Origin of the sequence: Kitasatospora sp. NBC_00458, from assembly GCF_036013975.1 — a bacterium.
Classification (GTDB): domain Bacteria; phylum Actinomycetota; class Actinomycetes; order Streptomycetales; family Streptomycetaceae; genus Kitasatospora.
Genome location: NZ_CP107904.1, coordinates 6,019,067 through 6,041,543, shown reverse-complemented (window position 1 = coordinate 6,041,543; position 22,477 = coordinate 6,019,067). Strand labels below are relative to the sequence as shown.

The following is a 22,477-nucleotide window of genomic DNA, read 5'->3' as shown; positions in this document are numbered from 1 at the left end:
CAGACGATGTGCTCAACCGACGAGTTGACGGTCAGTCTCGTTCCCGCACGCTCCGTATACCGCACCACCGCGAGCCGCCCGCAGGCCGCTCACCCGCCCCTCACGCCCCGCTCACCCGGCGCTCACCCCAGCGCCGCCTCCACCCCCCGCCGCACGGCCTCCGGGTCGAGCCCGTGACCGGTGATCACCCGCGCGCCGAGCCCCTCGCCCTCGCGGACGACGCCGAGCAGCAGGTGACCGACCGCGATGTGACCGGACTTCAGCCGCAGCGACTCGCGCAGCGACAGCTCCAGGGCCTTCCGCGCCGGCGCGGTGAACGGACTGCGCGCCGCCCGCCCCTCGGAGCGGAACCACCCCCGCCGGCGCGGCCCGTCCTTCGGGGGCGCGTCCAGCGCGCCCTCCCCGAACACCGACTCCACCGCCTCCCGGACGGCCTCCAGATCCACCCCGATCGAGGCCAGCGCCTGTGCGTCGCCGCCCTCCCCCAGGAGTCGCAGGACGGCCCGCCGGGCCTCCTCGCGGTCCAGCCCGGCCTCGACCAGCACCCGCACCGCCGGATCCTCCGGCTCGGCCAGGATCGCCAGCAGCAGGTGCTCCGTGCCGACGTACCCGTGCCGCAGCTCCGCGGACTCCTGCCCCGCCCGGCCGACCACCCGCCGGGCCTCATCGGTGAATCGCTCGAACATCGCTCAGTCCCCGTCCTTCCCGCTACCCGTCCCGCGCTTCGCGTACTTCTTGTGCACCGCCTGCCGGGAGACCCCCAGGCAGACCGCGATCTCCTGCCAGGACCACCCGCGCCCGCGCGCGTTGCCCACCTGCAGCTCCTCCAGCCGGTCGGCCAGCTCCCGCAGGGCCCGCACCGCCCGCAGCCCCACGGCCGGGTCCCGACTCCCCGCCGCGGCCGCCAGCTCTCCGCTCTCACTCATGATGTCAACCTAGGTTGACACTCGGCCGCCGTCAACCCCGGTTGACAGAAGAGCCCGAAAGGCGGGGCGGGGACCCGATGTCCCCGCCCCGCCTTCAGTCGTGGCCCGCCCCGCCCGGGGACGGGGCCCGCGGCGGCGGCACGCCGCCCGCCCCTACTGCCGCGCGCCTCCCCCGGCGGCCCCGTACGACTCCCGGAAGACCGTGCGCTCGCGGGAGCGCCGGCCCGGGTGGCGCCGCTCCTCCGCCGGATAGCCGACCGACACCAACAGGGCGATGGCCAGGTCGTCGCGGTCCTCGATCCCGATCACCTTCTTCACCTTCGCCTCGTCCCAGCCGTTCATGGGCGAGGTCGCCAGACCCATCTCGGTGGCGGCGAGCATCACGAAGGACGCCGCGATCACGGCGTCCTTGACCGCGTACTCCCGGAGCAGGCCCCGCCGGTCGAGGTCCTCCTGGAAGGCCTGCGCCGCGGCGGAGAACATCGCGACGAACTCCTCGTCCCACGCTCCGCTGCGGAGCGCCTGCTCGTGGACGTCGCTGTGGTCGCCCCGCCAGGCCTGCGGCTCGGCGACGAAGACCAGGACGACCGGGGCCTCCTGCGGCTGGGGCTGGCCCCCCGTGGCCCACGCCAGTCCGGCGAGGCCCTCCTCCCCGGACACCGCGACGATCGACCGGTCCTGGAGGTTCCAGCTGGTGGGGGCCTCGACGGCGAGGCCGAGGAGCGTGTCGAGCACGGCCTCGGGGACCGGGTCGGGCAGGTAGTGGCGGACGGTGCGGCGGGTGCGGATCGCTTCTGCGACGGACATCGTGGGACTCGTCATGCCACTCACTATTGGAGAGTCACTCTCCAACGGGAAGAAGGCACTATTTAGTGCGTTACTCTCCCCGCATGAAGACCACTGTGGAATCGTCCGGCCTGCCGGCCGACGTCTACTCCGCGAAGTGCCCGACCCGCCAGGTCCTCGACCACATCTCCGGCAAGTGGACCGTCCTGGTCGTGGACGCGCTCCTCGACGGCACCCTGCGGTACACCGAACTGAGCCGGCGCATCGAGGGCGTGTCGCAGAAGATGCTCACCCAGACCCTGCGCGGCCTCGAAGCCGACGGGTTCGTCACCCGCACCGTCCACCCCACCGTTCCGCCCCGGGTCGAGTACGACCTGACGGAGCTCGGCCGCAGCCTCGCGGAGCCGATCACCGCGCTCCGCAGGTGGACGGAGACCCACATCAACGAGATCGAACGCGCCCGGGTCCGGGTCGCGTCGGAAGCCGCGAAGGCCCCCTGAGCGGGCGCGGCGGGCACGCCGGGCGCCGCAGGTGCGACGGCATGACGAAAGCGGGGAGTCGGAACCGTCCGACTCCCCGCTCAGGCCGGGCGTCTCACGCCCGGTCGACTACCGGCCTCAGCTGCAGCCGCTGGTCGAGCCGCAGCCCTCGCAGAGGTAGCAGCTGCCGGCGCGGCGCATCTTGGTGCCGCAGGAGAAGCAGAGCGGCGCGTCGGCGTTGAGGCCCAGCTGGATCTCGATCAGCTCGGTCGAGTTGTGCGCCTGGGCCGGGCTCGCCTTGGGGGCCGGTGCGGCGACCGGCGCCGGCTTGGCCACCGGGACGACCGGGGCGGCCACCGGCGTGGACTGCGCCAGCGACTCGGTGTCCAGCTCCTCGGCCTCCAGCGGCTCGTAGGAGCCCGTGTCCAGGTGGCGCTGGCGCTCCTCGACGGAGTGGATGCCGAGCGCCGAGCGGGTCTCGAACGGCAGGAAGTCGAGCGCCAGGCGGCGGAAGATGTAGTCGACGATCGACTGCGCCATCCGCACGTCCGGGTCGTCGGTCAGACCGGCCGGCTCGAAGCGCATGTTGGTGAACTTCGCGACGTAGGTCTCCAGCGGCACGCCGTACTGGAGGCCCACCGAGACGGCGATGGAGAAGGCGTCCATCATGCCCGCGAGGGTCGAGCCCTGCTTGGACATCTTCAGGAAGACCTCGCCGAGGCCGTCGTCCGGGTAGGAGTTGGCGGTCATGTAGCCCTCGGCGCCACCGACCGTGAAGGAGGTGGTGATGCCCGGGCGGCCCTTCGGCAGGCGCTTGCGGACCGGGCGGTACTCGACGACCTTCTCCACCGCGGACGCCGGGGCGGCCGGGGCGGACTCGGCCTTGGCCGCGTCGCCGGTCTTCGTCTTGGCCGAGAGCGGCTGGCCGACCTTGCAGTTGTCGCGGTAGATGGCGAGCGCCTTGACGCCCATCTTCCACGCCTCGAAGTAGATCTCCTCGATCTCCTCGACGGTGGCGGACTCCGGCATGTTCACCGTCTTGGAGATGGCGCCGGAGATCCACGGCTGGATCGCCGCCATCATCCGCACGTGGCCCATCGCCGAGATGACGCGCTCACCCATCGCGCAGTCGAAGACCTCGTAGTGCCCGGTCCGCAGGCCGGGCGCACCGACCACGTTGCCGTGCTCCGCGATGTGGGCGACGACCGCCTCGATCTGCTCGTCCTGGTAGCCCAGGCGCTTGAGGGCGCGCGGGACGGTGCCGTTGACGATCTGCATCGAGCCGCCGCCGACCAGCTTCTTGAACTTGACCAGCGCGAGGTCGGGCTCGACGCCGGTGGTGTCGCAGTCCATCATCAGGCCGATGGTGCCGGTCGGGGCGAGCACCGAGGCCTGGGCGTTGCGGAAGCCGTTCTGCGCGCCGATCCGGAGGACGTCCTGCCAGGCCTCGTTGGCGGCGGCCCAGACGGGGGCGTCGAGCTCGTCGCGGGAGACGGCGGCGAGCGAGGCGTCGGCGTGCTGCTTCATGACCCGCTGGTGCGGGGCCGCGTTGCGGGCGTAGCCGTCGTACGGGCCGACGACGCCGGCGAGTTCGGCGCCGCGGCGGTAGGCGGTGCCGGTCATCAGGGAGGTGATGGCGCCGGCCAGGGCGCGGCCGCCCTCGCTGTCGTAGGCGTGGCCGGTGGCCATCAGCAGGGCGCCGAGGTTGGCGTAGCCGATGCCGAGCTGGCGGTAGGCGCGGGTGGTCTCGCCGATCTTCTCGGTGGGGAAGTCGGCGAAGCAGATGGAGATGTCCATCGCGGTGATGACCAGCTCGACGACCTTGGCGAAGCGCTCGGCGTCGAACGAGTCGTCGTCGCGGAGGAACTTCATCAGGTTGAGCGAGGCGAGGTTGCAGCTGGAGTTGTCCAGGTGCATGTACTCGGAGCAGGGGTTGGACGCGTTGATCCGGCCCGACTCCGGGCAGGTGTGCCAGTGGTTGATGGTGGAGTCGTACTGGATGCCGGGGTCGGCGCAGGCCCAGGCGGCCTCGGCCATCTTGCGGAAGAGCTTCTTCGCGTCGACGGTCTCGATGACCTCGCCGGTCATCCGGGCGCGCAGGCCGAATTCGGTGCCGTTCTCGACGGCGGTCATGAATTCGTCGTTGACCCGGACCGAGTTGTTGGCGTTCTGGTACTGGACGGAGGTGATGTCGTCCCCGCCGAGGTCCATGTCGAAGCCCGCGTCGCGCAGGGCGCGGATCTTCTCCTCCTCCTTCACCTTGGTCTCGATGAAGGCCTCGACGTCCGGGTGGTCGACGTCGAGGACGACCATCTTGGCCGCGCGGCGGGTGGCGCCGCCGGACTTGATGGTGCCGGCGGAGGCGTCGGCGCCGCGCATGAAGGAGACCGGGCCGGAGGCGTTGCCGCCGGAGGAGAGGAGCTCCTTGGAGGAGCGGATCCGGGAGAGGTTGAGGCCGGCGCCGGAGCCGCCCTTGAAGATCATCCCCTCTTCCTTGTACCAGTCGAGGATCGAGTCCATGGAGTCGTCGACGGACAGGATGAAGCAGGCGGAGACCTGCTGGGGCTGCTTGGTGCCGACGTTGAACCAGACCGGCGAGTTGAAGCTGAAGACCTGGTGGAGGAGGGCGTGGGTCAGCTCGTGCTCGAAGACCTCGGCGTCGTCCGGGGTGGCGAAGTAGCCGTTCTTCTCGCCCGCGGCGCGATAGGTGAGCACCACGCGGTCGATGATCTGCTTGAGGCTCCACTCGCGCTGCGGGGTGCCGACGGCGCCGCGGAAGTACTTGGACGTGACGATGTTCACGGCGTTGACCGACCAGGAGTCGGGGAACTCGACGCCGCGCTGCTCGAAGTTGACCGAGCCGTCCCGCCAGTTGGTCATGACGACGTCGCGCCGCTCCCAGCGGACCTCGTCATAGGGGTGCACGCCAGGAGTGGTGTGGATGCGCTCGATCCGCAGGCCGCCCTTGGGCGCCTTGCCGGCACCCTTGGCCCCGGTCCTGTCGGACTTCGACCCGCGTGCGGAACCGCTCGTGGTGTCTGTCACTTCTCGCTCCTCCTCCTGGTTGGGCAAACGCCCGAAGTGCACCGAAAAATCCGGGCACGGCCTGGTTCGCTCTTCCGGTGTGCGGGCAGACGGGACCCCCCGACCGCCCGTGCACGTTTTGTCATGGTCTGTGCGCCGTTTTCGGGCACACGTCGGCCCCGGAAGGGCCGTGGGGTTGCTGCCGGTCCCGGAAGGGGCCGGTGGTGGGGCCGGGCCGCTAGGGCGCGGCGGCGGGGACGGGCACGCAGGTGCCGTCCGCCTCGGGGACGGGTCGCTCGGCGCGGAGTTCCGCGATGGCGGCCTCGAAGTCTTCGAGCCCGTCGTACGCCTGGTAGACGCTGGCGAAGCGCAGGTAGGCGACGACGTCGAGCTCCTTGAGCGGGCCGAGTATGGCCAGCCCGACGTCATGGGTCGTGAGTTCGGCGTTGCCGGTGGCCCGCACGCACTCCTCGACCCGCTGGCCGAGCTGGGCGAGGGCGTCCTCGGTGACCGGGCGGCCCTGGCAGGCCTTGCGGACTCCGGAGATGACCTTCTCCCGGGAGAACGGCTCGGTGACGCCGCTGCGCTTGATGACCATCAGGGCGGCCGTCTCCACCGTGGTGAAACGGCGGCCGCAGTCCGGGCACTGCCGTCGGCGGCGGATGCAGCTGCCGTCCTCGGTGGTCCGGCTGTCGACGACGCGGCTGTCGGAGTGCCGGCAGAAGGGGCAGTGCACCTGAGGATCCCTCCTTGGCAGGACGTGCGGACTAGGTCGAGTCTATGCGATCCCGGGGCACCCGAGGCAACCCGATCTTGACGCCGCAACCACAAGTACTGGGTCACGGAGAGGACTGTAGCCACTACATGTAGGTCTGAGGCGGATCCGAAGGCGCTGGCGTGTCGGCCCGGACTAAACTGCCGGAGTCGACTTCGACTCGAACATTTAATCGATGTACAACAAAGCCTTGATCGAGTCAGCCAACTCCCGAATAATTCACTCGAACGTGTGTTTGGCGCAACCTTTCGATACGAGGTGCGTTGGGCTGGAAAAAGGAGAGGACAGCCGTCGAGAGGGGCCGCCATGAACACCGTCGAAACCAACACCATCCCGGTGCAGGAACACTCCCAGCTCAAGGTGGGGCAGCGCACCACGAATCAGCAGAGTGTGGACATCAGCATGGACCGCAGTAGCGAAGAACACCGCCTCTCCGGCCCCGGCCATTCCGGCGTGGGCCGCGTTCCGGACCAGCCCATCGAACACTCCCCCGTGCTGGACGACGCCCACCCGGCGCCGACCCGTTCGATGCCCGGCCGACCGCCCGGGATCCGCACCGACGAGGCCGGGCTCACCGAACGCCAGCGCCGGGTGATCGAGGTGATCCGGGACTCCGTCCAGCGCCGGGGCTACCCGCCGTCCATGCGGGAGATCGGCCAGGCCGTCGGCCTGTCCAGCACCTCGTCCGTCGCCCACCAGCTGATGGCCCTGGAGCGCAAGGGCTTCCTCCGCCGCGACCCGCACCGCCCGCGCGCCTACGAGGTCCGCGGCGTCGAGGTGGCCCGGCCGAACACCGCCGAGACGGCCGGCCGCCCGTCCACCTCGTACGTCCCGCTGGTCGGCCGGATCGCGGCCGGCGGGCCGATCCTCGCCGAGCAGACGGTCGAGGACGTCTTCCCGCTGCCGCGCCAGCTGGTCGGCGAGGGCGAGCTGTTCGCGCTCACCGTGCGCGGCGACTCGATGATCGAGGCCGCGATCTGCGACGGCGACTGGGTCACCGTCCGCCGCCAGCCGGTCGCCGAGAACGGCGACATCGTGGCCGCGATGATCGACGGCGAGGCCACCGTCAAGCGCCTCAAGCGCGAGGACGGCCGGATCTGGCTGATGCCGCACAACCCGGCGTACGAGCCGATCAACGGCGACAACGCGACCATCCTGGGCAAGGTCGTGGCGGTCCTCCGCCGGCTCTGACCGCACCACGGCACACCACCCCGCCCCGGCAGGAGGGCACCGCACGAGGGCGTACGGGAAGGGGCTCCACGCGACAGCGCGGAGCCCCTCCGTCGTTCCCGGGCACCCACCGCACCTCATCGGCACCATCGGCGCCCTCCGGCACCCGCCGTGCCGGGAGCGGCCCTCAGCCCCGCTTGGCCACCGGCCGGACCGGCTCCGCCGAGGCGTCGATGGCCGCCAGCGACCGGCGCACCTGGTTGCGGTCGGTGGTGTACCAGAACTCCGGCATCGAGGAGCGGAAGAAGCCCCCGTACCGCTTGGTCTCCACCCGCGGGTCGAGCACCGCCACCACCCCGCGGTCGTCCGCCGCCCGCACCAGCCGGCCGGCGCCCTGCGCCATCAGCAGCGCCGCGTGGGTGGCCGCGACGGCCATGAAGCCGTTCCCGCCGCGCTGTTCGACGTCCTTCTGGCGGGCGCTCATCAGCGGGTCGTCCGGGCGCGGGAACGGGATCCGGTCCATCACCACCAGCTGACAGGCCGAGCCGGGCACGTCCACGCCCTGCCAGAGCGAGAGCGTGCCGAACAGGCAGGTGGTCGCGTCCGAGGCGAACTCGCGGATCAGCTCGCCCAGGGTGTCCTCCCCCTGGAGCAGGACCCGGTTGTCGAGCCGCTCCCGCATCGCCTCGGCGGCCGTCTGGGCGCCGCGCATCGAGGAGAACAGGCCCAGCGTCCGCCCGCCGGCCGCGCCGATCAGTTCGGTCAGCTCGTCCAGCATGTCCGGCCGTTCGGGGTCGCGCCCCGGGTCGGCCAGGTGCCGGGCGACGTACAGGATGCCCTGCTTGGGGTACTTGAACGGCGAGCCGACGTCGATGCCCCGCCACTGCGGCACCGGCTCGTCCCCGAAGCCCTCGCCGGCGGCCTCCGGGTTGTCGCCCGGTGTGCGCGCGTCCGGCAGCCGTGCCTCGGACGACAGGCCGACCGAGGCGGCCACGCCATTGAAGTCCCCGCCGAGCTTGAGCGTGGCGGAGGTCAGCACCACCGACCGCTCCTTGTACAGCCCCTCGCGCAGCAGGCCGGAGACGCTCAGCGGGGCGACCCGCAGCGAGGCGGTGCCCAGGCCGAAGCGGTCGCCGCGGTCGATCCAGACGACGTCGTACTCGGAGTCCTGGAGCAGCCGGTCGGCGGTCTCGTGCAGCGTCTCGGCGGAGGCCATCGCCTGCTTGCGGACGGCGTCCTCGTCGGTGAGCCCCTTGTCCCTGGTCTCGCCGAGCGAGGTGATCACCTGCCGGGCGGCGTCCCGGATCGCGGTGACCGCGTACGCGAGGTACTCGGGCAGCTCCTCGACCCGGCCGGGCTGGGCGGTCTCCATCAGGCCGTGGTAGTTCTCGGCGGCGGCCTGGAGCGCGTCGACGGCCTTCTCGTTGGCCAGTCGGGCGGCCCGCTTGACCGTCCGGTTCACCGCGCCGACGGTCAGCTCGGCGGTGGCCGCCCCGGTGACCCGGTTGACCAGCTCGTGGGCCTCGTCGACGATCAGCAGCCCGTGCTCGGGCAGCACCGGCGCGCCCTCGATGGCGTCGATGGCGAGCATCGCGTGGTTGGTGACCACCACGTCCGCGAGCTTGGCGCGCTCCCGCGCCTTCTCGGCGAAGCACTCCTGGCCGTAGGCGCACCTGGTCGCGCCCAGGCACTCCTTGGAGGTCACCGAGAGCTGGGCCCAGGCCTTGTCGGACACGCCGGGGCTCATGTCGTCCCGGTCGCCGGTCTCGGTCTCGTCGGCCCAGTCGCGCAGCCGGAGCACCTCCTTGCCGAGCTTGCCGGTGGGGCCGCCCATCGCCTCCACCGGGTCGAAGAGGCCCTCGCCCTCCTCGCTCGGGGTGCCCTCGTTGGCCCGGTGCAGGCAGAGGTAGTTGGAGCGGCCCTTGAGCATCGCGAACAGCGGCCGGCGCCGCAGCACCGGGTGCAGTGCTTCCACGGTGCGCGGCAAGTCCCGTTCGACCAGCTGGCGTTGGAGGGCCAGGGTGGCGGTGGCGACCACCACCCGGTCCCCGTGGGCGAGCGCCGGCACCAGGTAGGCGAGGGACTTGCCGGTGCCGGTGCCGGCCTGGACGAGCAGGTGCTCGCCGTGGTCGACGGCGTCGGCGACGGCCTCGGCCATCCGGAGCTGGCCGGGGCGCTCGACGCCGCCGACGGAGGCCACCGCGGCGTGCAGCAGCTCGGGGATGCGGGCCCTGGGGACCGCCTCGACGGGCGTGTCCGGGGCCTCCGCGGAGTCCGCGGCGTCTGCGGCGTCCTCGGCGGGGAGCGGGGATTCGGAGTCGTTCGTCATGACCGTCCCAGCCTACGGGGCGGGGGTGACAATCCGGTCCCGCTGCCCGGGCAGCGGCGCCGCTCCGCCGGGCACGAGCGCGTTGGGGACGGTGCCGTGCCGGGCGGCGTGCGGACGCTGCGGGCGGTCGGCGTAGCCGTCCATCAGCAGTCGGTTGCGGTTGAGGCAGAGCCGGTCGATCCGCGGCCGGAACAGGTCGAACAGCGCGAACCTCCCGGCCAGTGCGGGGAAGCGTTCCTGGTACCGGAGGACCTCGGTGCGCAGCAGCGTCCAGAACGCCTCCTCGGGCAGGCCGGTCTGCGCCTCCAGCAGCGGGGCCAGGTAGCGGTAGACGCCGACGAAGAGCCCGGAGTGCAGGAACTGGCAGAGTCCCGCCGGGTCCTCGCGGAGCAGCACGGCGTCCACCTCGGCGGGCAGGGCGCGCAGTTCGGGCAGGTCCTGGTCACTGAGGTTGACGTCGTCGACGAAGTCCTTGACCGCCAGCCGGACCGGCACGTCGTGCTCGTCGAAGAGGACGACGGCGTTCTCGCCGTGCGGGGAGAACACCAGCCCGTACCGGTAGAGGAAGTGCAGCAGGGGCGGCAGCATGGCGGCGAACAGCCGGCCGGTCCACTCGGCGGGGGTGAGTCCGGAGCGGGCGACCAGTTCGGCGGCGAGCGCCCGGCCGTCGGTCCCGGTCTGCAGCAGGGCGGCCAGGGTGCGGCCGCGCTCGCCCGGGTCCAGGGCCGGGCCGAGCGGTTCGCGCCAGATCGCGCCGAGCAGCTCCTTGTACTGGTACGGCGCCTCCGGGAGCTCGCGGTAGAGCGGGTGGTCGACGGTGACGGAGGCGATCTCGCCGAGCAGCACCACCCGGCACTCGTCGCGCAGGAACGGGTCCGCGTCGCGCAGACCGTGGATCCAGGCGGTGACGGCGGGCGCGGCCAGGGTGCGCTCGGTCGGCAGGCCGCGCCAGACCAGGGTGTTCAGGATGGCGAGCGGCAGTTTGACCGTGCAGCGCTCGGGCCGGGTGTGGTTGAAGAAGGAGCGGATGGACTGCTGGGGCAGCCGCAGGTCGCCGTCGCCGGCCAGCGGGACGATCTCGCCGGAGGCGATCCACGGGGCGAAGAGCGGGACGACGGTCTCGTCCCACTGCCAGGGGTGGACCGGCAGCAGCAGGTAGTCGCCGGCGTCCGGGCCGAGCGGGGCGCGCAGCGCGGCGGGGTCGTCCAGCTCGCGCCGGTAGAGCTGCTCGGGGTCGGCCAGGCCGGGGACGCCGCGGTACTCGGCGAGGCGGCGGTGGACGGCGATCCAGGGCAGCGGCCGCGGGGTGCGGGCCTCCGGGGCCCAGCGGGCGGCGTCGGAGGCGGAGAAGCCGATCCGGCCCTTGTTGGGGACGATCCACGGGTGGCCGCCCTGCCGGCCCTCCAGCTCGGTGTGGCCGAGGTCGGCGAGTTCGGCGGCGGTGAGCCCGGTGGCGAGGAGGTGGGCGTCGGCGATGAGGGTGGCCGTGAGTTCGCGGACCAGGTGGCCGGTGGTGTCGCCGCGCAGGCCGAGGGTGTGCCGGGCGTAGGTCAGCAGCCGCAGCGGGTCCAGGCCCTCGGGGCGGGTGCAGTGGAGGGTGGCCGGGTCGACGAACCAGCTGCCGTAGGCGCCGCGGCGGGCGGTGAAGCGGTACTCGGCGTCGGGCAGCTTGAGCAGGTAGTCGGCCCCGGCCGCCGACCCGGCACCGGCACCGGCACCGGCGGGAGCGGCGGTCCCCGTGGGGGCGCCGGCGTCCACGGGGGTGCCGGTCTCCACGGGGACGATGAGCTCCTCGTAGGCGAACTCGCCGAGCATCTTGGCCAGCAGCGCGCGGCCGGCCCGCTGCCAGTGCCCGGCGGTGAGCTGCGGGGGCAGGTACAGCGGCGGTTCAGCGGCCGGCGGTTGCGGCACGGGTGGGCTCCTGGGGTCGGGGGACGGCGGGGGTGCGGTCGGCGGCGGACGTGCGGTCGGTGGCAGGGGCCCGGTCGGGGGAACGGTCGGGGGAACGGTCGCGGGGTGGATCACCGGGCCGGGCGGAGGGCTGCCCGTCGGCCGGGCCGGCCGACGGGCCGACCGGCGGCGGGGCGAAGCCGGTCCAGGCGGTGCGGGCGGGCAGCCGGTGGACGGTCCGGCCGGCCACGGCGTTGAGGATCACCGCGGCCCGGTGGGCGCCGAGCCCGAGGTCGGGGGTGCCGACACCGTGGGTGTGCAGCTCGGCGTTCTGGACGTACAGGCCGCCGGTGACCTCGGGGAGCATCGCCACCCGGTGGTCGAGGTCGACCCGGTAGCGCCCGGCCCCGTCCCAGTCGACCAGGTGGGCCAGCGGCTCCAGGGCGGCCGGGCGGGCGGCCCGGTAGCCGGTGGCGAGCACCACGGCGTCGGTGCGCAGCACGTGCTCGACGCCCGAGTCGGTGTGCCGGCAGCGGAGTTCGAACCCTCCGCACGGGCCGGTCCGGGCGTCGGTGACGGCGGTGCCGGGGGTGATCTCGACCGGGGTGGCGCCGATCGGCCGGCCGACGGTCCGCTCGTACAGGGTGTCGTGGATCTCGGCGAGGGTCTCGGCGGAGGCCGCCTTGTGCAGCTGCCACTGGGCCTCGACCAGCGTGTCCCGGACGCCCTCGGGCAGGCCGTGGAAGTACCGGGTGTAGTCGGGGGTGAAGTGCTCCAGGCCGAGCTTGGAGTACTCCATCGGCGCGAGCGCCCGGGTGCGGGTGAGCCAGCGCAGCCGGACGCCGTCGCCGTCGTGGCGGCGCAGCAGGTCGAGGAAGACCTCGGCACCGGACTGGCCGCTGCCGACCACGGTGACGTCCCGGGCTCCGGACAGGTCCTCGCGCCGGTGGAGGTAGTCGGCCGAGTGGAGGGCGGCGGGGTGGCCGTCGAGGGCGGCGAAGGCCTCGGGACGGACCGGCCGGGTGCCGACGCCGAGCACCAGGTGGCGGGCCTCGACGGTGCTGAGCCCTCCGGTGGCGGTGTCCCGCAGTTCGGCGCGGTACCGGTCGCCGGCCCAGTGCAGGGCGGTGACCTCGGTGCCGAAGCGGCAGTTGGCGAGGCGCTCGGCGGCCCAGCGGCAGTAGTGGTCGTACTCGCGGCGGGTCAGCTGGAACCGCTCGGTGAAGTAGAACGGGAAGAGCCGGTCCTGTTCGCGCAGGTGGTTGAGGAAGGACCAGGGGTTGGTCGGGTCGGCCAGCGAGACGAGGTCGGCGAGGAACGGCACCTGCATCCGGGCGCCGTCGACCAGCATGCCGGGGTGCCAGCGGAACTCGGGGCGCTGGTCGCAGAAGAGGGTGCGCAGGCCGGGCACGGGCTCGGCGAGTGCGGCGAGGGAGAGGTTGAACGGGCCGATGCCGACGCCGAGCAGGTCGTACGGTCCGGGGCGGGGTGCGGGGGTGTCCATGAGTCGGGGGGTGTCCTAGGCGGGGTGCGGGACGTGGCGGGGTGCGGGAGCGGACGGGGTGCGGGACGCGGCGCCGTCCGGGCCGCCGGAGGTGGTGGGGCGAGGGCCCCGGGCCGGGCCGGGCTCCGGGACCCGGCGGTCGGTGGCCGGCTCCGGGACCCGGCGGTCGGCGACCGGTTCCGGGAGCCGGTCGCGGACCATCAGGGCGGCGCGCTTGCCCGGCAGGTCGAGTTCGGCGGCGAGCCGGAACCCGGCCCGTTCGAAGGCCCGGACGGAGCGCCGGTTGCGGACGTCGGGTTCGGCGACCACTCGCTCGCAGCGCGGGCGCTCCCGCAGCACGCGGGCGGCCACGGCGGCCAGCAGGACGGCGCCCAGCCCCCGGCCGCGGCTCTCGGCGGGCCCGAGCAGCAGGTGGAGGCCGGTGTCGTGGGGCCGGGCGGGGTAGTGCGCGGCGATCGGGTCGAGGTCGGCGCGGTAGACCTCCCAGTAGCTCATCGGGGTCTCGTCGAGCAGGCCGAGGCAGGGCAGGCTGCGTCCGTCGCCGTCGAGCTGGGCGCGGACGTGCCGTTCGGTGGCGGCGGGCGGCCCGGCGAGCTCCCAGAAGGCGTCGACCTCGGGGTCGTTCATCCAGCGGGTGAGCAGCGCGAGGTCGGCGGGGAGCCGGACCGGGCGGAGCCGGAACGCGCCGGCGGCGGTGGGCGTGCTGCCGCTGCCGGGCGGCTGGTCGGGCGCGGTCACGCGCCGGCCAGCGGGTTGGGGATCTCGACGTAGACGGACTGGGTCGCGACCGGGCCGACCAGCTCGTCCATGCCGTTGATCCGGGTGAGCAGGTTCGCCTTGCAGGGCAGGACGGGGGCGTCCAGCAGCAGGGCGGGCAGCGCGGAGCCGGTGGCGGTGGCGGCCGGTCCGGAGAGGAACCGGCGCAGTGCGGCCAGCAGCACGCCCTCGTCGGCGAGCTGCTGGGAGCCGAGGGCGCCGATCAGCCCGAGGACGTGGTTGATGCCCAGGTAGTAGGCGAAGTGGTGGTCGATCACCCGGTCGTCGAGGAAGGTGTCGCTCTGCGCGCCGAGGCCGGGCAGCCGGGCGGTGAGCCGCTCGGCGGCGCTCTGCCGGTAGTAGTAGCCCTGGTTGTCGCGGTAGCGGCCGCCGCACGGCCAGCCCTCGGCGTCGAGCAGGACGAGGCTGTTCTGCTGGTGCGCCTCCAGGGCGATGCCGGCCCGGCCGTCCAGCCAGAGGACGGGCAGCACGACGGCGTCCAGGTAGCGCAGGAACCATTCGGCTGCGACGGTGCGCAGCGGGCGCCCGCTCCGGGCGGCGAGTGCCCGCAGGGTGTCGCCGAGCCGGGACGGCACGGTGCCGCCGGGGTCGGCGGCGGCGTGCAGCTGCTCGGCGACGAGGCCTGCCACGCAGTGGACGCGGTCGGCGGGGGCGAAGGGCTGGGCCCGCAGCACGGTGTCCAGGCCGCCCGGGTCGCCGAGGCCGGGGTGGTCGACGCCGATCCAGGCCGGGTCGCGGACCACGTCGAAGCCGGGGTGGGCGGCCCGCCACTCGGCGCCGAGGCCGCTCTCCAGCAGCCGGTGCACCTCCAGGCCGCGGTGGAGCTCCTTGCGGAGGTTCTCCCGGCGGGAGTTGGTGATCCGCAGGCCGAGCGAGAGCTTCAGCATCCAGGGGGTGCCGGGCCGGTAGACGGTGCGCACCGAGGAGGTGGGGTACCAGGCTCCGCCGACCGGGCCGAGGTCGTGCAGCCGGCCTTCGGCGAGCAGGGCGGCGACGGCCGGGCGGTGCGCGAGCTCGCGGGCCTGCCAGGGGTGCAGCGGCAGGGCGGCGGTGCCGGGCGGCAGCAGGGCGGGGTCGCCGAGGAGCTGGGCGGTGATCCGGTCGGCGCTCTCGGTGAGGGCGGAGCCCGCGGCGAGGAGTTCCCGGTCGACGGCGTACCAGTGCAGCCGGAAGGAGCCGTGCAGTTCGGGCGAGTAGGCGGCGCTCTGGGCGGGCCCGAGGCCGTCGCGGCTCTTCGGGGTGGGGTGCAGCGGGTGGCCGAGCAGCAGGGACTGTTCGGAGGCGAGGAACCGCGACCCCTCGGGCCCGCCGGCGAGCGCGGCGGGGGCGGTCCGGTGGTGGGCGAGGATGTCGGCGGTGCGGACGGCCGAGTCGGCGACCCGGGCCGCGAGGTCGGCGATCCGTCCGGGGTCGGGCCGGTCGGCGGCCGCGGCGGCGAGCAGGGCGGCGGCGGTGACGGCGTCCACCGGGGCGTCGGCGGCGCCCGGACCGGCGGCGAGGGCGGCCTGGCCGAAGCGGTGCCAGCCGGCCGGCGACCAGTGGCGGACCGGGGCGGAGAGCCGGGCGGCGCCGCCGAGGACGGCGATCCGCAGGTGCCCGTCCGGGCCGGGGGCGGCGCCGGTCTCGCGGGCCCAGCAGCGCAGCAGGGCCTCCATGGCGGCCTGTTCGGCGGCGACGGCCGGGTCCGGGTGGAGCAGCCGGTCGGTCCGGGCGGAGGCCGCCGGGGTCTGGACCGGCGCTGCGGCGGCCGGGCCGGCGGCGGCCTGGACGGGGGCGGCCTGGACGTGGGTGGCCGGGACGGGGGCGGTCGGGGCGTCGGGCGGTGCTCCGGTGAGGGCGGTGCTCAATGCTGCTCCTTGGGGCGCATGGGATGCCGACGCGCGTGGGGTGGAGAGGAACCGGCGGGCGCTCGCACCGTCGCGTCAGGTAAGGGTTAGCTATCCCTGACGGGTGATCACAAGGACGGCTCACTCGTCCGAGTGAAGAACGATGGTTGTTCACCACTCAGGGGGAGCGAGGACCCGTCCTGCCGACGCGCCGGGCGGGACGGCGTCACGCGCCCGGCCGGTCCGCGTCACAGATCGGTGACCGCCTGCCGCGCCCGGAACCCGGGGGTCGGCCGGTGCCGTCCTGATACCCAGTGGGAGACTCCAAGGCGGCGGCCCGCCGCCCGCACGCCGATCTACCAGGGGGAAGCACTCCATGCCAGCGATCCACCGGTCAGCCGTGGCCGCGGCCCTCGCCGCGGGAACCCTGCTCGCCGTCACCGCCTGCGGCCCGGACGGGCCCTCCGGCGGCGGGGGCACCGCCGCGCCGCCGCCCGCCACCGGCGGCGCCACCGCCACGGGGGGCGGCATCACGCTCCCGACGGGTCTCCCGACGGGCCTGCTGGAGGGCCTGCCGAAGAGCTGGGACGACCTGACGAAGTGGACGTTCGACGACTGGGACAAGTGGGCGTCCAAGAACGTCTTCAACAACCCGATCGTGAAGGACTTCTGGAACCCGGACAAGATGGGCGACTCCAAGCCGGCCGACCCGGCCCCGCCCACCGCCAAGCCGGCCGACGACGCCGGGGTCACCGACCCCGAGCCCGCGGTGGTCAAGGCCGTGCCGGTGCCGCGCCCGTACACCAAGCAGCCCTCCGGGAAGATCTTCTTCTCCGCCGACGGCGGTCGCGGCAACTGCTCGGCCACCGTGATCACGGACCCGGCGCACCCGGGCAAGAGCAACCTGGTGTGGACGGCGGGCCACTGCGTCCACCCGGGCAAGGGCGGCAAGTACTTCAAGGACCTGGTGTTCGTCCCGGCCTACAACAACTCCGGCGCCTCCAGCGGCGGCAAGAAGGCCCCGCTCGCGGAGCTGGCGCCGCTCGGCACCTGGTGGGCGAAGGACGTGGTGACCTCGCCGCAGTGGCTGGTCGAGGGCGGCGGCACGGGCGACGCGGCCAGCCAGTACGACTTCGCGATCATGCGGGTGAGCAACCAGAACGACACCGGCAAGTCGCTGGAGGAGACGGTCGGTTCGGCCGTCCCGGTCTGGTTCGACGCCCCGCGTGACAAGCTCGCCGTCGCGGCGGTCGGCTACCCGCTCTACAAGCCGTTCGACGGCCAGGAGCTCTACCGCTGCGAGGGCGGCAAGCCGACCCGGCTCTCCTTCGACCCGAAGCGCCCGTCGATGCTCACCGTCGGCTGCAACATGACGCAGGGCTCCAGCGGCGGCGGCTGGTTCGCCCCGATGCCGGACGGGAGGACCGCGCTGGTCTCCAACACCTCGATCGGCACCCAGGACCACACCTCGCTGAGCGGGCCGTACCTGGAGACGGTCGCCAAGCAGGCGCTGGACTGGATCGCGAAGAAGAAGTAGCCGCGGGTACGGGCCGCCGCCCGTACGGCCGGCGGCGGGTACGCCGACGGGCCCCGGTCCGCCTCCCGGAGGAGGGGGACCGGGGCCCGTCGGCGTACGGGGCCCGGGGCGTCAGGCCTGCGGCGTCAGCGCCACGGCGTAGCGCTCCAGCTCCGCGGCCAGCTCGGCCGGGACCTTGGCGTGCAGCAGCGTGCCCTCCGCGGTGTGCTCGGTGCCCAGCAGCTCGCCCTCGGCGTGCACCCGGGAGACCAGGCCGCCCTGGGTGTACGGGACGAGCGCGTGCACCTCGACGGCCGGGCGGGGCAGCTCGTCGTCGATGAGCTTGAGCAGCTCGTCCATGCCCTGGCCGGTGCGGGCCGACACCACGATGGCGTGCGGCTCGCGGCGCAGCAGCCGCTGCAGCACGATCGGGTCGGCGGCGTCGGCCTTGTTGATCACCACGATCTCGGGCACGTTCTGCGCGTCGACCGAGACGACCACCTCGCGGACGGCGGCCAGCTGGGTCTCCGGCTCGGGGTGCGAGCCGTCCACCACGTGCAGGATGAGGTCGGCCTCGGCGACCTCCTCCATGGTGGAGCGGAACGCCTCGACCAGGTGGTGCGGCAGGTGCCGGACGAATCCGACGGTGTCGGCCAGGGTGTAGACCCGGCCGTTCGGGGTCTGCGCCCGGCGCACGGTCGGGTCGAGGGTGGCGAACAGCGCGTTCTCCACCAGCACGCCCGCGCCGGTGAGCCGGTTGAGGATGGAGGACTTGCCGGCGTTGGTGTACCCGGCGATCGCCACCGACGGCACCTGGTGGCGCCGCCGCTCCTGCCGCTTGGTGTCGCGGCCCTTCTTCATGTCGGCGATCTCCCGGCGGAGCTTCGCCATCTTCTCGCGGATCCGGCGCCGGTCGGTCTCGATCTTCGTCTCACCGGGACCACGGGTCGCCATGCCGCCGCCGGACGACCCGGAACCGCCACCACCCATCTGCCGGGAGAGCGACTGACCCCAGCCGCGCAGGCGCGGGAGCATGTACTGCATCTGCGCGAGCGAGACCTGCGCCTTGCCCTCGCGGGACTTGGCGTGCTGGGCGAAGATGTCGAGGATCAGGGCCGTCCGGTCGACGACCTTGACCTTGACGACGTCCTCCAGCTGGATCAGCTGGCCCGGGGTGAGCTCACCGTCGCAGACGACGGTGTCGGCGCCGGTCGCGGCGACGATGTCGCGCAGCTCCTTCGCCTTGCCGGAGCCGATGTAGGTGGCGGCGTCGGGCTTGTCCCGGCGCTGGATGACACCGTCCAGCACCTCGGACCCGGCCGTCTCGGCCAGCGCGGCGAGCTCGGCGAGCGAGTTCTCCGCCTCCTCGGCGGTGCCGTCGGTCCAGACGCCCACGAGCACCACGCGCTCCAGCCGGAGCTGGCGGTACTCGACCTCGGTGACGTCCTGGAGTTCGGTGGAGAGGCCGGCGACACGGCGCAGCGCGGCACGCTCGCTGCGGTCGTACTGGTCGCCGTCGTAGTGGTTGCCGAGGTCCTCGTCGATGGCCGCGAGGTCCTCGTCCATGAGGGCTTCCGCCCGCAGACCGTCCGTGCGGCGCGGGGCGTCGGCGTGGTCGCGGGTGTCGAACGTGGAGGTCATTCTGTCCTTAGGCTGCTGGTTCTCGGGTGGCCTGTGCGCGACCGTACGGACGGTCGTGCCCGGAGTCTGCCCAGCTGCCGCCCCGTCTACCACTCGGGCGAGGTGTGAGCTACCCCTCGGGGCCGCGGAACGGGCTGAGACTTCTCTGCCCGGTCAACGCCGCGGTCCGGCCGTGAATTCCCCATGATGTTCGCACGCCCGGCGCGGGCGGGGCATCCCCATTTCGCCGGGGCGCCTCCCCCGGTCCCTCCTCCGGCCCCTTCCCGCCCCTCTCCTCCCCCGTCTCCTCCCGCGTTTCCCCCCTTGTCTCCGGCGGCCGCCCCACCGACCCCTCCCCCGGTGCGGCACCGGCCGGGGTCCTCCCCGGGCCGCCGCCCGCCGGGGCGTGCGGGCGGCCGACGTCGTACACCCCGGAGACCCTGAGCATCGCCCGGAGCACGGCGGCCAGCACGGCCGGGTCGGGCAGTTCGACGGTGTAGGTGTGCCGGACCCGCAGCTCCTGCGGCGGCTCGACCTCGGCGGAGACGATCCCGACGCCCTCCGCCGAGATCGCCGCGGTGAGGTCGGCGAGCAGCCGCGGCCGGTTCAGCGCCTCGGCGCGCAGGGTGGCCCGGTAGCCCGCGGGCGGTGCGCCGCCGGGCCGCCAGCCGACCTCCAGGGCGACGCGGCCGTCCGCCCGCATCCGCTCCCCCGCCGGGCAGTCGGCCCGGTGGACGGCGACGGTGCCGCCGCGGATCGGGTAGCCGGCGATCGCGTCGGGCGGTACGGGGGTGCAGCAGCGGGCCAGCCGGACCGGTGCGGCGGGGCGGCCGGCGACCGTGACCGGGGCGGCCGGCCGGTCGGCCGCGGCACGGTGCGCGGGCGGCGCCGGCTGACCGGCGGAGGGGCCGGTGCGGACAACCGGGCGGCGCGGCGGGTGGTCGGCCAGCCAGCGTTCGATGGCCAGCCGCGCGGCGGGGGTGCGGGCGTGCGCCAGCCACTCGGGGGCCGGACCGGACGGTTCGGCCCGGTGGCCGCCGGGCCCGGCCTGGGTGTCCCCGGCCCCTCCGGGGGGCCCGGCCCCGTCCGGTGCCGCGGGCTCGTCGGTGAGGATGGCGACCTGGTCGCCGTCCTGGAGGACCGTGGAGAGCGCGGTGAGCCGGCCGTTGACCCGGGCGCCGATACAGCGGTGGCCGGTCTCCTCGCCGAGCAGGTACGCGGCGTCCACACAGCTGGCGCCGGCCCTCAGCTGGAGCGTCACGCCGTGCTCGGTGACGACGGTGATCTCGCGGTCCCCGGCCAGGTCGGCGGTGAGCGCGGACCAGAAGGCGTCCGGGTCCGGGGTCTCCTGCTGCCACTCCAGCAGCCGGGAGAGCCAGCCGGGCCTGGCCGGGTCGGTGCGGTCGAGTTCGTCCCCGCCCTGGTCGCCGCCGCCGGGCTGCCGGGGGTCGCCGAGCGCGACCACGCCGGTCTCGGCGACCTCGTGCATCCGCCGGGTGCGCACCAGCACCTCGACCACCTCGCCGCCGGACAGCGCCACGGCGGTGTGCAGCGACTGGTACAGGTTGAACTTGGGGGCGGCCACGAAGTCCTTGAACTCGCCCGGCAGCGGCGTCCAGCAGGTGTGCAGCTCGCCGAGGACGGCGTAGCAGTCGGCGTTCTCCTCGACCACCACCAGCAGCCGCCCGAAGTCGGCGGGCTGCGGCCCCTGGGGCCGGCCGTCCGGGCCGGGCGCGGCGGCCCGCTTGAGCAGCACCCGGTGCAGCGAGACGCAGTGCCGGGGGCGGACGGTGACCTCGGCGGCGATCCCGGCCTCGGCCAGCTGGCGGCCCAGGGTCCGGGCGAACGGATCCAGCAGGGTGTCCTGACCGGCCTCGTGGCGGGCGAGCAGGGAGCGGGTGCGGGTGTGCTCCTCGGGGTGCAGGGTGGCGAAGACGATGTCCTCCAGCTCCGCCTTGAGGACCTGGATGCCGAGCCGTTCGGCCAGCGGGATCAGGACGTCCCGGGTGACCTTGGCGATCCGCACCTGGCTGGCCGGCTTCATGTGCCGGATGGTGCGCATGTTGTGCAGCCGGTCGGCGAGCTTGATCACCATGACCCGGACGTCGTCCCCGGTGGCGACCAGCATCTTGCGGAAGGTCTCGGCCTCGGCGGCCGCACCGAAGTCGACCTTCTCCAGTTTGGTCACCCCGTCGACCAGGTAGGCGACTTCGGGACCGAACCCGGCACTGACCTGATCCAGCGTCAACTCGGTGTCCTCCACGGTGTCGTGGAGCAGCGAGGCGACCAAGGTGGTGGTCTCGGCGCCGAGTTGGGACAGGATCATGGTGACGGCGAGCGGGTGGGTGATGTACGGCTCGCCGCTCTTCCGCTTCTGCCCGCGGTGGCTCGCCTCCGCCAGCCGGTAGGCGCGGCCGAGCAGGCCGAGGTCGGCCTGCGGGTGGTGCCGCCGGTGGGCCTGGACCAGCGGTTCGAGGGCGTCCGGCACCGGCGGGCGGCCGGTGGCCAGCAGCGCGGCCCGGCCGGCGCGGCCGAGGGCTGCCCGGCCGAGCCCCCCGAGGGGCCGCCTGGGCCCGGCCTGCCGTGCGGACGTCGGCTGCCCCGCCAGGGGCTGCCCGGCTTCGATGGTCATCGGCACCTCCGGCAGCGGTCACCGGGAGCTTGGGCCGACCCGGTGGTCCATGCTACCGAGCAGAGCACGTTCCGCGATGCCCTGCTTCCCGTCCGTCATGGGTATCACCCGAACGGGGGGATTCGGCCGCATACGGAATGGGCAAACGGACGGGCCGCGCCCACCGGCACGGGCCCGGTCCGCGGCCGCGCGCGGGTGTCACCCCTCCAGCGCGGCCAGCCAGCCCGGGTCCAGCTCGCCGCGGGCCACGATCACCGCCGGGCCGGTCTTCTCCACCCGGCCGTCCGGGTGCTCGGTGATCACCAGCCGGCCGCCCGGAACGTCCACCGTGTACGTGACGGCCTCGCCGGTGACCGCCGGGTCCACGCCGTCCCGGCGCGCGGTGGCCACCGCGACGGCGCAGGCGCCGGTGCCGCAGGAGCGGGTCTCGCCGGAGCCGCGCTCGTGCACCCGCATCGCGACGTGCCGCGGCCCCCGGTCCACCACGAACTCGACGTTGACGCCCTGCGGGTAGACGCCCTCGGGGCCGGTCTCCGGTGCGGTCAGCAGGTCGCCCGCGTGGTCCAGGCTCTCGATGAACGCCACCGCGTGCGGGTTGCCCATGTTGACGTTCCGGGCCGGCCAGCGCCGCTCGCCGACCACGACCTCGATCCCGTCCGGGCCGGGCAGCACCGCGCGGCCCATGTCCACGGTGACCTCGCCCGGCGTGCCATCCTCGGCGTCCTCGGCGACCCGCACCGTCCGCACCCCGGCCCGGGTGGCCACCGCCAGCTCGCCCGGCTCGGCCAGCCCGGCCTCGACCAGGTACCGGGCGAAGACCCGGACGCCGTTGCCGCACATCTCGCCGATCGAGCCGTCGGAGTTGCGGTAGTCCATGAACCACTCGGCCCGGTCCGCCTGGTCGGCCGCGGCCGGATCGGCGGCGGAGCGCACCACGCGCAGCACTCCGTCGCCGCCGATCCCGGCCCTGCGGTCGCAGAGCGCGGCGACGGCGCGCGGGCCGATCGCCAGCCGGCCGTCCAGGTCGGGGACGATGACGAAGTCGTTCTGGGTACCGTGCCCCTTGAGGAAGGGGAGGCCGGCGGGCTGAGCGGAGGATGCGGTCACCCTCCCGATGCTACCGAGCCGGGCCGGACCGCCGCGCTCCGGTTCCACCGCGCGGACGGGACGCCGCCGGACGGGACCGGCGGGCCGTGAACGGGACCCGCGGGGCGGGGCCCGCC

At 73.9% G+C, this 22,477-nt stretch carries 15 protein-coding genes and 1 pseudogene; 3 read left to right on the top strand and 13 right to left on the bottom strand.

Features of this window, described 5'->3' with window-relative positions; all coding sequences use genetic code 11:
• Positions 1–122: 122 nt before the first annotated feature.
• The 3 genes from OG550_RS25205 to OG550_RS25195 form a co-directional block, all read right to left on the bottom strand.
• Complete coding sequence (locus OG550_RS25205; RefSeq protein ID WP_327681182.1) at positions 123–686, bottom strand: Clp protease N-terminal domain-containing protein; 564 nt, start codon at positions 684–686, stop codon at positions 123–125.
• Positions 687–689: 3 nt separating this feature from the next.
• Positions 690–926: an RNA polymerase subunit sigma-70 gene (locus tag OG550_RS25200; RefSeq protein WP_327681180.1), complete on the bottom strand. Its 237-nt coding sequence runs from the start codon at positions 924–926 to the stop codon at positions 690–692.
• A gap of 153 nt (positions 927–1,079) precedes the next feature.
• Positions 1,080–1,748 (bottom strand): nitroreductase family protein, encoded by a 669-nt coding sequence (locus tag OG550_RS25195; protein ID WP_327681178.1) that lies wholly within the window; start codon positions 1,746–1,748, stop codon positions 1,080–1,082.
• Between the two features lie 68 nt (positions 1,749–1,816).
• Between OG550_RS25195 and OG550_RS25190 the strand changes: the two genes are divergently transcribed.
• Positions 1,817–2,212, top strand: a complete 396-nt coding sequence (locus tag OG550_RS25190) for a winged helix-turn-helix transcriptional regulator (protein ID WP_327681176.1) — start codon at positions 1,817–1,819, stop codon at positions 2,210–2,212.
• A gap of 117 nt (positions 2,213–2,329) precedes the next feature.
• Here the strand turns inward: OG550_RS25190 and OG550_RS25185 are convergent, their stop codons facing one another.
• Both OG550_RS25185 and nrdR read right to left on the bottom strand, forming a co-directional pair.
• Complete coding sequence (locus OG550_RS25185) at positions 2,330–5,236, bottom strand: vitamin B12-dependent ribonucleotide reductase (protein WP_327681174.1); 2,907 nt, start codon at positions 5,234–5,236, stop codon at positions 2,330–2,332.
• Positions 5,237–5,453: 217 nt separating this feature from the next.
• Positions 5,454–5,951 carry a transcriptional regulator NrdR gene (nrdR, locus tag OG550_RS25180; protein WP_327681172.1) on the bottom strand — a complete coding sequence of 166 codons (498 nt, stop codon included), beginning with the start codon at positions 5,949–5,951 and terminating at the stop codon, positions 5,454–5,456.
• Positions 5,952–6,518: 567 nt separating this feature from the next.
• Here nrdR and lexA point away from each other — a divergent pair.
• On the top strand, positions 6,519–7,181 hold the full coding sequence (gene lexA / locus OG550_RS25175) for a transcriptional repressor LexA (RefSeq protein WP_224281048.1): 663 nt from the start codon (positions 6,519–6,521) through the stop codon (positions 7,179–7,181).
• Between the two features lie 166 nt (positions 7,182–7,347).
• Here lexA and OG550_RS25170 read toward each other — a convergent pair whose 3' ends face one another.
• The 5 genes and pseudogenes from OG550_RS25170 to OG550_RS25150 form a co-directional block, all read right to left on the bottom strand.
• Positions 7,348–9,489, bottom strand: a complete 2,142-nt coding sequence (locus tag OG550_RS25170; protein WP_327681170.1) for an ATP-dependent DNA helicase — start codon at positions 9,487–9,489, stop codon at positions 7,348–7,350.
• Positions 9,490–9,501: 12 nt separating this feature from the next.
• The gene (locus tag OG550_RS25165) at positions 9,502–11,400 is read right to left on the bottom strand and encodes an IucA/IucC family protein (RefSeq protein WP_327681169.1); all 1,899 of its coding nucleotides are present in this window, start codon (positions 11,398–11,400) and stop codon (positions 9,502–9,504) included.
• Positions 11,378–12,883, bottom strand: coding sequence for a lysine N(6)-hydroxylase/L-ornithine N(5)-oxygenase family protein (locus OG550_RS25160; protein WP_327681167.1), 1,506 nt, complete (start codon positions 12,881–12,883; stop codon positions 11,378–11,380). The genes OG550_RS25165 and OG550_RS25160 overlap by 23 nt, the downstream gene beginning before the upstream one ends.
• A 168-nt stretch (positions 12,884–13,051) precedes the next feature.
• A pseudogene (locus tag OG550_RS25155) lies at positions 13,052–13,726 on the bottom strand (GNAT family N-acetyltransferase); the annotation flags it as partial.
• Entirely contained in the window at positions 13,618–15,507 is a 1,890-nt protein-coding gene (locus OG550_RS25150; RefSeq protein ID WP_327681165.1) for an IucA/IucC family protein, read from the bottom strand. The pseudogene OG550_RS25155 and the gene OG550_RS25150, both read right to left, overlap by 109 nt.
• 355 nt (positions 15,508–15,862) lie before the next feature.
• Here OG550_RS25150 and OG550_RS25145 point away from each other — a divergent pair, with 355 nt between their 5' ends.
• Positions 15,863–17,023, top strand: coding sequence for a trypsin-like serine peptidase (locus OG550_RS25145; protein WP_327681163.1), 1,161 nt, complete (start codon positions 15,863–15,865; stop codon positions 17,021–17,023).
• 111 nt (positions 17,024–17,134) lie between these two features.
• On the opposite strand, the gene hflX is transcribed toward OG550_RS25145, so the two are convergent.
• The 3 genes from hflX to dapF form a co-directional block, all read right to left on the bottom strand.
• Positions 17,135–18,643: a GTPase HflX gene (gene hflX / locus OG550_RS25140; protein WP_327681161.1), complete on the bottom strand. Its 1,509-nt coding sequence runs from the start codon at positions 18,641–18,643 to the stop codon at positions 17,135–17,137.
• A 109-nt stretch (positions 18,644–18,752) separates the two neighbouring features.
• Positions 18,753–21,254, bottom strand: a complete 2,502-nt coding sequence (locus OG550_RS25135) for a RelA/SpoT family protein (RefSeq protein ID WP_327681159.1) — start codon at positions 21,252–21,254, stop codon at positions 18,753–18,755.
• Positions 21,255–21,452: 198 nt separating this feature from the next.
• Positions 21,453–22,361 carry a diaminopimelate epimerase gene (gene dapF, locus OG550_RS25130; RefSeq protein WP_327681157.1) on the bottom strand — a complete coding sequence of 303 codons (909 nt, stop codon included), beginning with the start codon at positions 22,359–22,361 and terminating at the stop codon, positions 21,453–21,455.
• Positions 22,362–22,477 lie beyond the last annotated feature (116 nt).